The following is a 12,456-nucleotide window of genomic DNA, read 5'->3' as shown; positions in this document are numbered from 1 at the left end:
GGCTACCGCGTCGGCTACCGGCGGCTGTCGGCGGCGCTCTCCGGGCCGTCGTCGGGGCGGCTCGCGACGTGGCTCCCGACGTGGCTCCCGACGTGGCTTTCGTAGTGGCTCGGCCGGCCGTCGCGCAGCACCAGCCGGCCGAGTCGCTCGGCCTCCCCGCTGCGCAGCAGCTCCCAGCCGCCGTCCTCCCGGTGGAGTACCGAGGAGTGCCAGGGGGTGGTCCAGACGTCGGCCGCCGCCAGCAGCCGGATGCCGAACTTCGCCACTCCGGCGGGCTGCGGGTGGATGGACAGCCGCACCGCCCGGGGGTGGTGCTCGGCGATCAACTCGCCCCAGGCCCGGCTGCGCTGGATCACGCCGTAGGCGCGGCGCCGGCACTCCCGCTGCAGGGCGGAACGGCTGCCGGGGAAGCCGACGGTGTCCTCGGTGAGGAAGCGGGTGATGCCGCGGTAGAGCCGCAGGGTCTCCTCCTCGGTCAGCACCTGCTCGCGCAACTCCTCGACGGTGGGCGCGTACCGCTCGTGCACCCGGGCGCGCTTCTCGTCGTACGGGAGGTCGCCGAGGACGGCCCGCAGGTCGAAGGTGTCGAGGCGGTGGAGGCCCTCCCGGGCGATCATCGCGGTCAACTCGTCCGAGTAGGCGTCGATGTGGTCGTCCGGCACGTTGATCAGATCGCCGAAGACGTGCCCGTCGGAGCAGATCAGGATCCGTGCGCCGGGTGCGTGCAGCCTGCCGATCTCGGCGCACAGCCGGTCGAGGAAGGTCAGCGACAGCCGCTCGCCCTCGTCGGGCAGGTGGCCGAGCACCTTGGCCGGGTTCGGCGATTTGCAGGGGAAGCCGGGCAGGGTGAACACGATCGGCTCGCCGGCGGCGATGAAGTCCGCCAACTGCGCCAGCTGGAGCGGGAAGTGCTCGGGGCGGGCGTCGAACTCCGGGTCGGAGGCGCGGCGGTGCGGCAGCAGCAGGCCGAGTATGCGGGCGGCCAGCCGTTCGGCGCAGGGGCGGTCCTCGCTGCTGTTCGTGGTGCTGGTGCTGGTGCTGGTGCTGGTGGTGATGGCAGGGGCGGGAGCGGCGGCGGTGCCGACGGGCGGCATGGTGGGTCCTCCACGGAAGTGATGCGGCGGGGTGCGGGTGGGCAGGTTCGACAGGTCGGGCAGGCAGACCGGGCGGGCGGGCTTCGGTGTGCCGGGGGTGTGCCGGGGGTGTGCCGGGGTCAGCGGCGCCGGTCGTAGGCGACGGGCAGCCGGTTGACCCCGCGTGCCAGCACGGCGGGGACCCAGGCGAGGTCCGCCAGGCCGTCCCCGGGGGACTCGGCGGGCCGCAGCCCGGGCAGGCGGCCGAGCAGGGTGCCGATGGCGATCCGGAGTTCGGCCCGGGCCAGGGCGGCGCCGGGGCAGTAGTGGATGCCGTGGCCGAAGGCCAGGTGGGCGTTGGGGGAGCGGTCGAGGTCGAGGCGGTCGGCCTCGGGGAACTGCGTGTCGTCGCGGTTGGCGGCGCAGAGCGAGACGATCACCGAGTCCCCGGCCGGGACGACGGTGCCGAACAGGTCGCTGTCCTCGGCGAAGAACCGCCAGGTGGTGAGCTCGAACGCGGCGTCGTGGCGCAGCAGTTCCTCCACCGCCCGGTCGAGCAGGCCCGGCTCGTCGATGCCGTCGCGCAGCCGGTCGAGCTGCTCGGGGTGGCGCAGCAGGGTGATCAGCATGGTGGTGATCTGGTTGGTGACCGGCTCCTGGCCGGCGACCAGCAGCTGGAACACCATCGAGTCGAGCTCCTCGCGGCTCAACTCGCCCCCGTCGTGGGCGGCGACGAGTCGGCCGAGCAGGTCCTCGGACTCCGTCCAGCCGGGCTCCTGGCGGTCGGCCCGCTTGCGGGAGACGACGTCGGCGATGTACCCCTGCAAGCCGCGCAGCCGGGCCTCGTAGGCCGGGCGGCCCGGGTCCTGCGGGCCGACGGGCTGCACCACCTTGCCCCAGTCGCGGTCGAACCGGTCCGCCGACTCCGCCGGGAGGCCGATCACTTCGGCGAGCACCCGGAAGGGGTAGTGGGCCGCGAAGCCGGCCACCAGGTCGGCGCCGCCGGTCTCCGGCAGCTCGTCCACCAGTGCGTCGGCCAGCTCCTGCAGCCGGGGACGCAGGGCCTCCACCCGGCGCGGGGCGAAGGCGTCCAGGACCAGCCGGCGCATGGAGGTGTGCTTGGGCGGGTCCTGGTGGAGCAGGTGGACCTGGAGCTGTGAGTGCTGCGGCTCGGGCATGATCGACGCGAGCCGGCGCCAACCGTCGTTGCCCAGTGCGTGGTTCTTGCCGAGGCGCGGATCGTTGAGGGCCGCGTGGGCGGCCCGGTAGCCGGTGACCAGCCAGGCGTGGATGCCGCTCGGGAACTCCACCCGGTGCACCGGCCCGGCCGCGCGCATCCGCTCGTAGAGCGGGTACGGGTCGCTCTTGTACGCCGGGCCGTACAGCGGGACGGGGGAGGGGAGCCGGTCGTAGCCGTACGGGCAGCGCGCGGGCGCGGCGGTCGGGTCGGTGGTCGGGTCGGTGGCTGCGGTGACGGGGTGGGCTGCGGTGACGGCCGGATCCGTGGTGGCCGGGTCCGTCGTGGCCTGGTCGGGGATCGTGTCGGTCATCTGCGGTGGTCCTCCGGTGGTGCGGGCGGTGGCGCTCGGGGCTGCGGTTCTCAGGGTGTGGTTCTCGGGGCGGTGGTTCTCAGGCCGACGGCTCCGGGGCCTGCGGGCGTCGGTACAGGGCGAGCAGGGCGACGGCGGTGGCCGCCGCGAGGGCGGCCAGGGCGATCCCGGCGCGGGTCCCGGCGCCGGCGCGGTCGCCGGCCAGGGCGGCGGCGGTGCCGAGGGCCGGACCGAGAGCGAATCCGAGGCTGCGGGCGAGCTGGACGGCGGAACCGGCGGTGGCCAGCTTCCCGGGCGGGGAAGCGGTCATCACCAGGGCCTGGGTGGGGCCGCCGTTGAGGCCCATCCCGGCGCCGGCGAGCGCGAGCCGGGCGGCGATGTCGACGGCGGACCAGCCGGTGTCCAGCGGGACGAGCAGGGCCAGGCCCAGGGCGGTGACGGCGGCGCCGGTGAGCGCGGTCGGCCGGGCGCCCCAGCGGTCGGCCAGCCGGCCGCCGAACCGTCCGGCGAGCACCATGCCGAGCGGGAACGCCAGCATGGTCAGCGCGGTGGCCGTGGCGCTCTCGCCCCGGGGGCCGCGCAGGTACTGGGCGAGCAGGTAGTGGCAGGCCGCGAAGCCGGCGGCGAGCGCCAGCACCGAGGCGTTGACCCCGGCGGTGCCGGCGGCCCGCAGCACCTCCGCCACCGGTCGGCCGCCGGGGCGGCGCAGCCACAGCAGCACCAGGGGCGCGGCGGGCAGCGCGAGCAGCAGCCACTGCGGCGCCTCCGGGGCCAGGGTGAGCCCGAGCAGGACGGCGGCCACGGCGCCGCCGATCAGGGCGGCGTCGCCGAGCGAACCCCGGTCGGGCAGCCGCAGCCCGCCCCGGCGCGGGGCGTGCCGCCGCACGATCAGCACGGCGGCCAGGCAGACCGGCAGCTTGACCAGGAATATCGCCCGCCAGCCGAGGTGGTCCAGCAGCAGGCCGCCGAGGACCGGGCCGGTCACGGCGCCGAGCGGCCCCAGGGTCGCGGGCACGCTCATCGCCCGCCCGCGCAGCTCGGGCCGTACGGATGTCGCGGCGAGCACCGGCATCAGGACGAAGAGCACGGCCCCGAAGGCGCCTTGCAGCAGCCGGGCCGCGATCAGCCAGCCGGCCCACGGGGCCATGGCCGCCAGTACGCTGCAGCCGGCGAAGCAGCCGACCGCGAGCAGCAGGGCCGACCGGGTGCCGACCTGGTCCAACCATCGCCCGGCCGGCAACAGCAGGGCGATCAGCGGGAGTTGGTATCCGAGGACGGCCCACTGGGCGACTCCGGGGGAGACGTGGAGACCGGCCGAGATGTCGGGGAGCGCGAGGTTGACCACGTTCATGTCGAGCATCGCGACGAACGAGAGCAGGCCTGCGGCGACGACCAGGCTCCAGCGGTCGACCGGCTCGGGCTGACGATGCGTCAGTGACGGTGCGGCCGAAGGGTGTTCTGTCGGCATGGAGTCCCTCCGTTCCCGTTCTGCGTGACCGGACACCGCCTCGGCGGCGGGGTCCGGTACAGCAGTCGGTGGCGGGGTGGCTCCGGTTCCGAACACTTGGGGGATTTTTCCGGTGGGCGGGTTCGGTGGGAGGGTTCGGCGGTTGGGGTCAGCGGGCGGCGGACCCGGGGTGACAGATGACAGCTGACAGATGTTGAAATCTGTCAGCTGTCATCTGTTACTTGTGATCTGTTCTCCGTCGCCTGTCGTCCGTCGTCCGGTGTCCGTCGTCCGTCGACTGTTCGCGGCCGTCGCTCAGCAGGCTGCCGCGAGTTCCCCGGCCTCCGCCGCCCGGAGGCGCGCTATCAGCTCCTCGCGGGCCCGGGCGACCCGGGAGCGGACGGTGCCGACGGGGCAGCCGGCGACCTCGGCGGCCTCGGCGTAGCTCAGTCCGACCACCTGGGTCAGCACGAAGGCCTCCCGCCGCTGGGCGGGCACCCGGTCGAGCAGGTCGTCGAGCGCGATGCCGTCCTCGAACCCGGCCTCCGGGGTGCCGCTCTGCCGCTCCGCCGCCTCCTGCCAGTCCGGCAGTGCCGCGCAGCGCGGCCGGGCGGCGGCCATCCGGTACCGGTCGATGACCGTGCGGCGGGCGATCGACAGCAGCCAGGTGCGGGCTGAGGAGCGCCCGGCGAACGCCGGCAGGCCGCGCAGTGCGCGCAGGAAGGTCTCCTGGGCGAGGTCGTCGGCGGACTGCACGTCGGTCAGGTGGGCGACGAATCGCCACACGTCCCGCTGGGTCGCACGGACGAAGGCCTCGACGTCCGCTGCCCGGCCGGAGCGGGCGGTCAGTGCGAGCGCGGTGAGCTGCTCGTCATCCACGGCGGCCTCCGACCCGGTCGGCCCGGCCATGGAGACCGTGCGGGACGATAGGCATATGAGATGCGCGCAGTTCCGTACCGCTCTGTCCGCCAGGCTCGACGGCGAACCGGGCGGCGTGCCGGAGGCCCGGCTGGACAGGCACGTCGCGCGCTGCACCGGCTGCCGGGAGTGGCTGGACCGGGCGGAGCGGCTGCGTGGTCGTGTCCGGGAGGCCGCCGCCGACGGGCCGTCGCCGGAGTGGTCGGCCCGACTGCTGGCCGGGCTGGCGGACACCGGGCCGGCGGAGACCGGGTTGGCGGAGGCCGGGCCGGAGGGGAAGGCGCCGGAGCGGAAGGCACCGGAGGGGTAGCGGCCGGAGGGGTGGGACGGTGGCGGTGGCCGGAGCCGGTGCGCCGTCGAAGTCAGGCATGGAGAGGTCCCGAGGGAAGGGCTTGTAGCGGTGCCGTGCAGGGCGGCACCGTCGGCGTCCGTGGGCAGCCGCGCGGCACGCCGTACCTCCCGGGGAAGCCGGGTGGTGCGGCGGCGGACGCGGGCCCGCGCCCTGGCTACGGCGGCGGAAGGCTCGGCCGTACGGCAGGGCGACCTGCCCGTCGCGGGGGTCCCGGCGGCCGGAGGCGGCTTGGGGAGGGGAGTAGCGGCGGGCGCGTCAGCAGGCGAGGGCGAACGCCGGCGGGCCCCGCCGGACCACGGCATGCGTGAGCAGCACCGACCGGGGCGGCGCGGCCCGGTCGTCGGCGGGCCGGGGCGGTGCCGGGGCCCGGAAGCCGAGGGGGCGCGCGAAGAGCGCCAGCAGCGGGAGCAGCAGTGCCCCCGCGACCACGCTGCCCAGCGTGCCGAGCAGGTCGAAGAGCCGGACCAGTGCCGCGTCGCCGCGCCAGAGCAGCAGCGCGCAGGCCAGTGCGGCCAGGATGTGGGCGGCGGCCATCCCCGGCGACATCGCGTGGGACATGCCGTCCGACATCCCGTGGGACATTCCGTGGGTCATGCCGTGGGTGACGCCGCCCGTCGTCGCGTCGGGCGCGCCGACGGACATCCCGGGCATCCCGGGCATCCCCAGGTCGGTGGCCGTCCCGTCGGCAAGCGCCCCCGAGGCCCGGGCGGCGTCCATGGTCCCGTGGTGCATCGCGCCCGCCGGGTGCAGTCCGCCGGTGGCCGGGGGGAGGTCCGGGTCGATGCCCGCCATCCGGGCGAGCTCGGTCGGCGAGAGCCCGCCGGTCGCGCGGTCCGGGTTGCAGAGCAGTAGCCCGGCCCAGTCCGTGGTGGCGAGCCGGCCGAGACCGCCGCCCCCTCGGCCGAGCGCCCCGGCTTGTTCGAACAGCTGGTGCAGTGCGGTCTGTGCCGCGACCATCCAAATGCTGATCACACCGAGTCCGCGCCGCTTCCCGGCGAGCAGCCAGGTCAGTCCGAGGATCGCCGCGAAGGCGCCGACCAGTACCGTCGGCGAGACGCCGGAACCGGCCATGGCGACGTGCGCCGTGGCGGCCATCGCCACGCACAGCGCGGCGAAGACCACGGCGCGCAGCAGGCGGATCCGGTCGGTCATCACGATGGCACTCATCGTCGCACCCGCGTCGTCCGGCCCGTACCGCACCCTCCGGTATTGGCCGGTTCCACCCCGTGAGAACATGCCCGGCCGCCCGCCCGGGGGCTCGGTCGGCGTCGTCCTTCGGGGTCCGGTCGCAGGTCGCCCGCCCCGGCGCGCCGACCCGAACAACGGCTCGTACGACCATCGGTGCGGTTTGACAAGGACTCACCGCGTGGTCACTAGATGTGCACAGTCGCGCACGTTCCGTACGTGCCGGAAGGATGCCGTCCAGCCGCAGGGAGGTCCGGCCTTGGAGACCCCGATGGAAGCCGCGGAGTCCGTCGCCGACGTCGCCGGGCCCGACGCCGCCGGGCCCGATGTATCGGGCGGGCCCGCCGGAGCAGCCGGGCCCACCGGTGGGGCGGCGACCGCCGACCTGGCCGACCCCGGCTTCTGGCGGCTGCCCGCCCCCGCCCGTGCCGCCGCCTTCGCCGAGCTGCGCCGCCGTCCCGGTCCGGTGTTCTTCGGGGACCGCGCCACCGGCCAGGGCTTCCACGCGCTGGTCCGCCACGCCGACGTGGTCGAGGCCAGCCGCACCCCCGCCGTCTTCCTCAGCGGCCCCGGTGTCACCACCCCCGCCCCGGCCCGGTGGGTCCGGCTGCTGTTCGGCGACTCGATGGTCAACCTGGACGACCCCCGGCACGCCCAGCTGCGCCGGATCGTCTCGCGGGCGTTCACCCCGCGGCTGCTCGGCCGGGTCGAGGAGGACGTCCGGCGGATCAGCGCCGCCCTGGTCGACCGGGTCGAGCGGGACCGTCCGGAGGACTTCGTGGCCGCGGTCGCCGCCGAACTCCCGTTCCAGGTGATCTGCACCATGATGGGCATCCCCGAGCGGCCCCGCCGGGCCATCCTCGACCTGGTCAACCGCACCTCCGCGGACATCGGGGTGGCCCGCTCGCTGCGCCACCGGCTCCGTTCGCCCGGGCGCGGACTGCGGGCGCTCGCCCGGATGCAGGTCATCGTCGCCGGGATCGGCCGGGAGCGCCGCCGACGGCCGGCCGAGGACCTGATCTCCGCCCTGGTCACCGCCGACGTCGACGGCCGCAGGCTCACCGGCCGCGAGCTCGGGGCCTTCTTCACCCTGCTGCTGGTCGCCGGGGTCGAGACCACCCGCAACGCGCTCGCCCACGGCCTGCACCTGCTGACCGTCCACCCCGAGCAGCGCGCCCTGCTCCTCGCGGACCTGAACGGGCGGCTCGACGGCGCGGTGGACGAGATGGTCCGCCACACCGCGCCGATCATCCAGTTCCATCGGACCGTCGCCGTCGACCACGAGCTCGGCGGACCCGGCGGACCGCTGCTTCGGGCCGGGGAGAAGGTCGCGCTGTTCTACGGTTCGGCCAACCGCGACGAGGCGGTCTTCCCCGATCCGGAGGCCTTCGACATCACCCGCACGCCCAACCCCCACCTCGGTTACGGCGGCGGGGGCCCGCACTACTGCCTCGGCGCGCACCTGGCCCGCCAGGAGATGACGGCGCTGTTCAGGGAGCTGTTCACCCGCCTGCCCGAGGCACGGTCGGTCGGCGAGCCGGAGCTCGTCCCGTCGAGCTTCGACCACCGGGTCCGCGCGCTGCGCTTCACCTTCTGAAGCCTTCCGGGCCTTCTTCGGAGGGGTCGGCCGCCCCCCGGGGCCCGCGCCCTACCCGCCGACCGGCAGCCCCCGGTCGGCCTTCACCTGCTTCATCGTCAGGTGCGAGTTGACCTGGGCGATGCCCGGCAGCCCGGAGAGCACGTCGGTGATGAAGCGCTCGTACGCGGCGATGTCGGCGACCGCGATCCGCAGCAGGTAGTCCGGCTCGCCGAACAGCCGGTGCGCCTCGACCACCTCCGGCAGTTCGGCCACCCGGCGCTCGAACTCGGCGACCGTCACCTGGTCCTCGTGACGCATGGTGATCGTCACGAAGGGCTGGAAGCCCCGGCCGACCGCCGCGCCGTCCAGCAGCGCCCGGTAGCCGCGGATCACGCCGTCCTGCTCCAGTTGGCGCACCCGCCGCAGGCAGGGGGAGGGGGTGAGGTCCACCCGGGAGGCCAGGTCGGTGTTGCTCAGGCGGCCGTCCTGCTGGAGCTCGCGGAGGATTCTGCGGTCGATTCGGTCCATGGCGCAATATTGTGCCAAAACGCCGCTCGGGCGAGCAGGAAGTGGCCATCGCGTGCCAGTCCTGTCCGGCTACCTTCAGTGACCGCACCGGTCGTCGTCCGCGTACCCAGGTACCCGTACCCACCGCCGGGACGCCCCCGGACCCCCGCCGGGGCCCACACCGCGACGAGTACGACAGGCCACCCATCCCATGGACACCCACGCCCTCCTCCTCTTCCTCGGAGTCGACCTGCTGCTGGTCTGCACCCCGGGGCCCGACTGGCTCTACATCGCCGCCCGGGGCCTCGGCCAGGGCCGGCGCGCGGCGCTCACCGCGGTCGGCGGCGTCTGCGCCGGGTACGCGGTCCACACCCTGCTCTCCAGTGCCGGACTGGCCGCCGCACTGCGCGCCGTCCCCGCCGCCCTGCCCGTGCTGCGCCTCACCGGAGCCGTGTACCTGCTGGTGCTGGCCGTCACCATGCTGCTCGCGCTGCGCAAGGGCGGAGGCGCCACGGCCCTGACCGCGCCCAAGCCGCAGCCGACCGCGACCGTGCTGCGCCAGAGCATGCTGACCGCCCTGCTCAACCCCAAGGGGCTGCTGCTCTACCTCTCCCTGGTGCCGCAGTTCGTCGACCCGGGCGCCGCGTTGCCGGTCGGCGGGCAGGTGCTCGCGCTCGGCTCCCTCAACGTGCTGGCCTGCGCCGTGGTGTACGGGCTGGTCGCGCACGCCAGCGGGCGGCTCGGCGGCCGGTTCGGCGGCACCCCGCAGGCGGCCCGCCGGATGACGATGGTCTCCGCGGTGCTGCTGATGCTGGTGGCGGGCGTCACAGCGGCCGCCTGAGAAGCGGAGCACAATGCCGGACATGACTGATCGTCCGTTGCCCGCAGAAGCCGTCGGTGCCACCGGAGCCGCGAGCGGTGGTGAACCCGCTGACCGGTCCACCGCCGGTCGACCCGCAGCGGACGGACCCACCGCGGACCGGTCCACCGCGGACCGGTCCACCGCGGACCGGTCCACCGCCAGCCGACCCGCCGCGGACGGACCCACCGCCGAGGTGTGGGCGGCGCTCGGCGGACCGGCCGCCCTGCTGGAGCGGGTGAGCTTCCACGGCCCGGAGGCGGTCCTGCCCTCCGGACTCCCGGTTCGGCGCCTCGCCCGGGCCACGGTGGCGGCCTGCTCGCTCGCCGCGGCCGAACTCGCCGCACTGCGCACCGGCGGCCCCGTCCCCGCCGTCCGGGTGGACCAGGGCGCGGTCGCCACCTCCTTCATCAGCGAGCGGCACCTGACGATCGACGGCCGTACGCCGGTCGGCTTCGCCCCGCACTCCGGTTTCTGGCGCACCGCCGACGGCTGGGTCCGCACCCACGCCAACTACCCGCACCACCGGACCAGGCTGCTGGCCGCCCTCGGCCTCGCCGCCGACGCCGGGCCCGAGCAACTCGCCGAGGTGCTCGGCCGGCTGCCCTCCGAGCAGATCCAGGAACGCGCGTACGAGGCTGGGGCGCTCGCCGTGGCGGTCGCGCCGGTGAGGGCTGCCGTGCACCCCCTGGTGGAGCACCTGGAGACGGGGCGGGCAAGCGGCGCCGGAGCCCCGGCCGCCCGCCCGCTCGGCGAAGCCCCGGTGGACCGGCCCGCCGCCGGGGTCCGGGTCCTCGACCTCACCCGGGTGATCGCCGGACCGGTCGCCACCCGCACCCTCGCCCTGCTCGGCGCCGACGTCCTGCGCGTCGACTCGCCCCGGCTGCCCGAGGCCGAGGACGCCCACGCCGACACCGGCTTCGGCAAGCGCTCCACCCTCCTCGACCTCGCCGAGCCAGACGGTCGCGCCGCCTTCGAGGAACTGCTCGCCACCGCCGACGTCCTCGTCACCGCGTACCGGCCCGGCGCCCTCGACGCCCACGGCCTCGCCCCCGACGCGCTGTTCGCCCGCCGCCCCGACCTGATCGTCGCCCGGATCTGCGCCTGGGGCTGGACCGGCCCGTGGGCCGGGCGGCGGGGCTTCGACAGCCTGGTCCAGGCCGGCGTCGGCATCGCCGCCCACGAGGCCGCCCCCGACGGCCGCCCCGGCGCCCTGCCGGCCCAGGCCCTCGACCACGGCACCGGCTACCTCGTCGCCGCCGGCGTCCTGCGCGCCCTCACCGAACAGCGCACCGGCCGACCCGGCGGCCGCCATCTGCGCTTCTCCTTCGCGGGCACCGCCTCCTGGCTGATGCACCGGATCGAACGGGAGACGCCGGAGGCCGCCTCCGCCGAGCCCTACGACCCGGCCCGGTGGCTCGTCGAGACCGACTCCCCGTACGGGCGGCTGCGCCACGCCCTGCCGCCGATCGGGTACGCGGGCGCGCCCGCCGACTGGTCCCGCCCGCCGGGGCGTTGGGGGACGGACGCGCCGGTCTGGCTCTGAGGCCGCTCTGGCTCCGGGCCCGGCTCCGGTCCGGATCCGAGGCCGACCGGCCCGGCCCCGGCGGTGTCGGTGGGGTCCGGCATGATCGGGGCATGACCGCCGCACACGCCACCGACTACACCTGGTTCGAGCAGCGCTACCCCGTCCTGGGTGAGGCCTACTGCCTCACCCACGTCCAGGGGGTCACCGCCGATGAACTGCTGCGCCGCTTCGAGGCCCTGCCCGGGCGTGAGGTCACCGGGCTGGACGCGGCGGTCGCGGCCTGGGAGACGTTCGACGACGGGGAGGACACAGAGGCCGAAGCCCTGCTCGGCGAGGACGACGACCGGCTGCTCGTCGCAATCACCGAACTGGACGGCTGGGCCCTCGCGGTCGAGCCGTACGGCTACCTCGGCAGCCTGTACGAGGTCGTCCCCCGTCTCGGCGACGGCACCCGGGCCGTCTCGCACTTCCGGAGCGCCGGCGCCGTGGACAGCTTCCACTGGTGGGAGCACGGCAGCTGCCGGCTCCAGTTCGAGCCGCTCTTCGCCGACCAGCGCCACGGTTCGGACGCCGACGCCCCCGGCATCCCCGACCTGCTGACCGCCTGCGGCTTCGACCTCGGCGGCGGGCGCAACGGGCAGCACACCGAGGCCGCGTTCGCGCTGGCCGAGCGGTTGACCGACGTCCGGCTCGACGCGGAGAGGCTGGAGGCCGCCACGTTCCGGCTGGGCTACGCGCCCAGGCCGTGACGGAGGCGGCCTCCGCACCTCATGGGCCAGACCGGGCCGTGCGTCAGACCCCCGACGGGATCTGCTTGGCGCGGCTGCGCACCTGGATCGCCGTCACGATCTCGACCAACCCCAGGATCACCAGCCAGCAGCCGGCCAGGACGGTCAGCGCCGCGATCGAACCGACCGGCCAGACCATCAGCAGCACGCCGGCCAGGGTGTTGGCCACGCCCGCGAAGGCCTGCCAGCCACGGGCGGGCATCAGCGGGTCGGAGATCGCCGCGGCGAGCTGGGTGATGCCGCGGAAGAGCCAGCCGATCCCGATCCACAGCGCGAGCAGCAGCAGGGACCGCACCGCGCTGCGGAAGCAGAGCAGTCCCAGCAGGACGCAGAGCGCGCCGCTGATGAAGGCCAGCACCCGCAGCGCGGTGGTGGCGTGGGTGCCGAACGCGGCGACCAGCTGCACGATGCCGATCACCAGCAGGTAGAGGCCGAACAGCACGCCCACCACCAGCAGCGTCTGCTTGGGCCAGGCGAAGACCACGATCCCGAGGGCGAGCGAGGCGAGTCCGGCGACCAGCAGGATCTGCCAGGCGGCCTTGGCGAGCAGTCCGAGCGGGCCCTGGACCGGGGAACCGTCGGGGGTGATGATCGGTGAGACCACGGTGGCGTACTCCTCGGGCTGGGTCGGCTCGGGCCGAGTCGGTGGTGGCGGTAGTGGGGCGGTAGT

The 12,456-nt window shown here is 75.1% G+C and carries 12 protein-coding genes; 5 read left to right on the top strand and 7 right to left on the bottom strand.

All coding sequences use genetic code 11. The features are described 5' to 3' along the window. Positions 1–14 precede the first annotated feature (14 nt). The 4 genes from ACFQ6N_RS07800 to ACFQ6N_RS07785 form a co-directional block, all read right to left on the bottom strand. Complete coding sequence (locus ACFQ6N_RS07800; protein WP_380647635.1) at positions 15–1,094, bottom strand: L-tyrosine/L-tryptophan isonitrile synthase family protein; 1,080 nt, start codon at positions 1,092–1,094, stop codon at positions 15–17. A gap of 119 nt (positions 1,095–1,213) precedes the next feature. Further along, positions 1,214–2,623 carry a cytochrome P450 gene (locus ACFQ6N_RS07795; protein ID WP_380647634.1) on the bottom strand — a complete coding sequence of 470 codons (1,410 nt, stop codon included), beginning with the start codon at positions 2,621–2,623 and terminating at the stop codon, positions 1,214–1,216. Between the two features lie 79 nt (positions 2,624–2,702). Beyond that, positions 2,703–4,091 (bottom strand): MFS transporter, encoded by a 1,389-nt coding sequence (locus tag ACFQ6N_RS07790; protein ID WP_380647633.1) that lies wholly within the window; start codon positions 4,089–4,091, stop codon positions 2,703–2,705. Positions 4,092–4,385: 294 nt separating this feature from the next. After that, positions 4,386–4,979 carry a sigma-70 family RNA polymerase sigma factor gene (locus ACFQ6N_RS07785; protein ID WP_380647632.1) on the bottom strand — a complete coding sequence of 198 codons (594 nt, stop codon included), beginning with the start codon at positions 4,977–4,979 and terminating at the stop codon, positions 4,386–4,388. A gap of 25 nt (positions 4,980–5,004) precedes the next feature. Here ACFQ6N_RS07785 and ACFQ6N_RS07780 point away from each other — a divergent pair, with 25 nt between their 5' ends. After that, positions 5,005–5,298, top strand: a complete 294-nt coding sequence (locus ACFQ6N_RS07780; protein WP_380647631.1) for a zf-HC2 domain-containing protein — start codon at positions 5,005–5,007, stop codon at positions 5,296–5,298. A gap of 297 nt (positions 5,299–5,595) precedes the next feature. Here ACFQ6N_RS07780 and ACFQ6N_RS07775 read toward each other — a convergent pair whose 3' ends face one another. Then, on the bottom strand, positions 5,596–6,507 hold the full coding sequence (locus ACFQ6N_RS07775; protein ID WP_380647630.1) for a hypothetical protein: 912 nt from the start codon (positions 6,505–6,507) through the stop codon (positions 5,596–5,598). Between the two features lie 277 nt (positions 6,508–6,784). Here ACFQ6N_RS07775 and ACFQ6N_RS07770 point away from each other — a divergent pair, with 277 nt between their 5' ends. After that, complete coding sequence (locus ACFQ6N_RS07770; protein ID WP_380647629.1) at positions 6,785–8,122, top strand: cytochrome P450; 1,338 nt, start codon at positions 6,785–6,787, stop codon at positions 8,120–8,122. A 51-nt stretch (positions 8,123–8,173) separates the two neighbouring features. Here ACFQ6N_RS07770 and ACFQ6N_RS07765 read toward each other — a convergent pair whose 3' ends face one another. Continuing rightward, entirely contained in the window at positions 8,174–8,632 is a 459-nt protein-coding gene (locus tag ACFQ6N_RS07765; protein WP_380647628.1) for an Lrp/AsnC family transcriptional regulator, read from the bottom strand. 190 nt (positions 8,633–8,822) lie between these two features. On the opposite strand from ACFQ6N_RS07765, the gene ACFQ6N_RS07760 reads away from it, so the two are divergent. From ACFQ6N_RS07760 to ACFQ6N_RS07750, 3 genes are all read left to right on the top strand, one after another. Continuing rightward, positions 8,823–9,452: a LysE family translocator gene (locus ACFQ6N_RS07760; RefSeq protein WP_380647627.1), complete on the top strand. Its 630-nt coding sequence runs from the start codon at positions 8,823–8,825 to the stop codon at positions 9,450–9,452. Positions 9,453–9,474: 22 nt separating this feature from the next. Continuing rightward, positions 9,475–11,016, top strand: coding sequence for a CoA transferase (locus ACFQ6N_RS07755; RefSeq protein ID WP_380647626.1), 1,542 nt, complete (start codon positions 9,475–9,477; stop codon positions 11,014–11,016). Positions 11,017–11,108: 92 nt separating this feature from the next. Further along, positions 11,109–11,747: a DUF6461 domain-containing protein gene (locus tag ACFQ6N_RS07750; RefSeq protein WP_380647625.1), complete on the top strand. Its 639-nt coding sequence runs from the start codon at positions 11,109–11,111 to the stop codon at positions 11,745–11,747. Positions 11,748–11,790: 43 nt separating this feature from the next. On the opposite strand, the gene ACFQ6N_RS07745 is transcribed toward ACFQ6N_RS07750, so the two are convergent. Then, positions 11,791–12,390 (bottom strand): HdeD family acid-resistance protein, encoded by a 600-nt coding sequence (locus tag ACFQ6N_RS07745; protein ID WP_380647624.1) that lies wholly within the window; start codon positions 12,388–12,390, stop codon positions 11,791–11,793. Positions 12,391–12,456 lie beyond the last annotated feature (66 nt).

Origin of the sequence: Kitasatospora sp. NPDC056446 (assembly GCF_042796115.1) — a bacterium.
GTDB lineage: Bacteria > Actinomycetota > Actinomycetes > Streptomycetales > Streptomycetaceae > Kitasatospora.
This window is presented reverse-complemented; position numbering and strand designations above follow the sequence as displayed.

Bases quoted from the DNA above. Each gene is read 5' to 3' on its own strand.
- ACFQ6N_RS07800 (WP_380647635.1), bottom strand. From the start codon at position 1,094: ATGCCGCCCGTCGGCACCGCCGCCGCTCCCGCCCCTGCCATCACCACC.
- ACFQ6N_RS07795 (WP_380647634.1), bottom strand. From the start codon at position 2,623: ATGACCGACACGATCCCCGACCAGGCCACGACGGACCCGGCCACCACG.
- ACFQ6N_RS07790 (WP_380647633.1), bottom strand. From the start codon at position 4,091: ATGCCGACAGAACACCCTTCGGCCGCACCGTCACTGACGCATCGTCAG.
- ACFQ6N_RS07785 (WP_380647632.1), bottom strand. From the start codon at position 4,979: ATGGCCGGGCCGACCGGGTCGGAGGCCGCCGTGGATGACGAGCAGCTC.
- ACFQ6N_RS07780 (WP_380647631.1), top strand. From the start codon at position 5,005: ATGAGATGCGCGCAGTTCCGTACCGCTCTGTCCGCCAGGCTCGACGGC.
- ACFQ6N_RS07775 (WP_380647630.1), bottom strand. From the start codon at position 6,507: ATGAGTGCCATCGTGATGACCGACCGGATCCGCCTGCTGCGCGCCGTG.
- ACFQ6N_RS07765 (WP_380647628.1), bottom strand. From the start codon at position 8,632: ATGGACCGAATCGACCGCAGAATCCTCCGCGAGCTCCAGCAGGACGGC.
- ACFQ6N_RS07760 (WP_380647627.1), top strand. From the start codon at position 8,823: ATGGACACCCACGCCCTCCTCCTCTTCCTCGGAGTCGACCTGCTGCTG.
- ACFQ6N_RS07755 (WP_380647626.1), top strand. From the start codon at position 9,475: ATGACTGATCGTCCGTTGCCCGCAGAAGCCGTCGGTGCCACCGGAGCC.
- ACFQ6N_RS07750 (WP_380647625.1), top strand. From the start codon at position 11,109: ATGACCGCCGCACACGCCACCGACTACACCTGGTTCGAGCAGCGCTAC.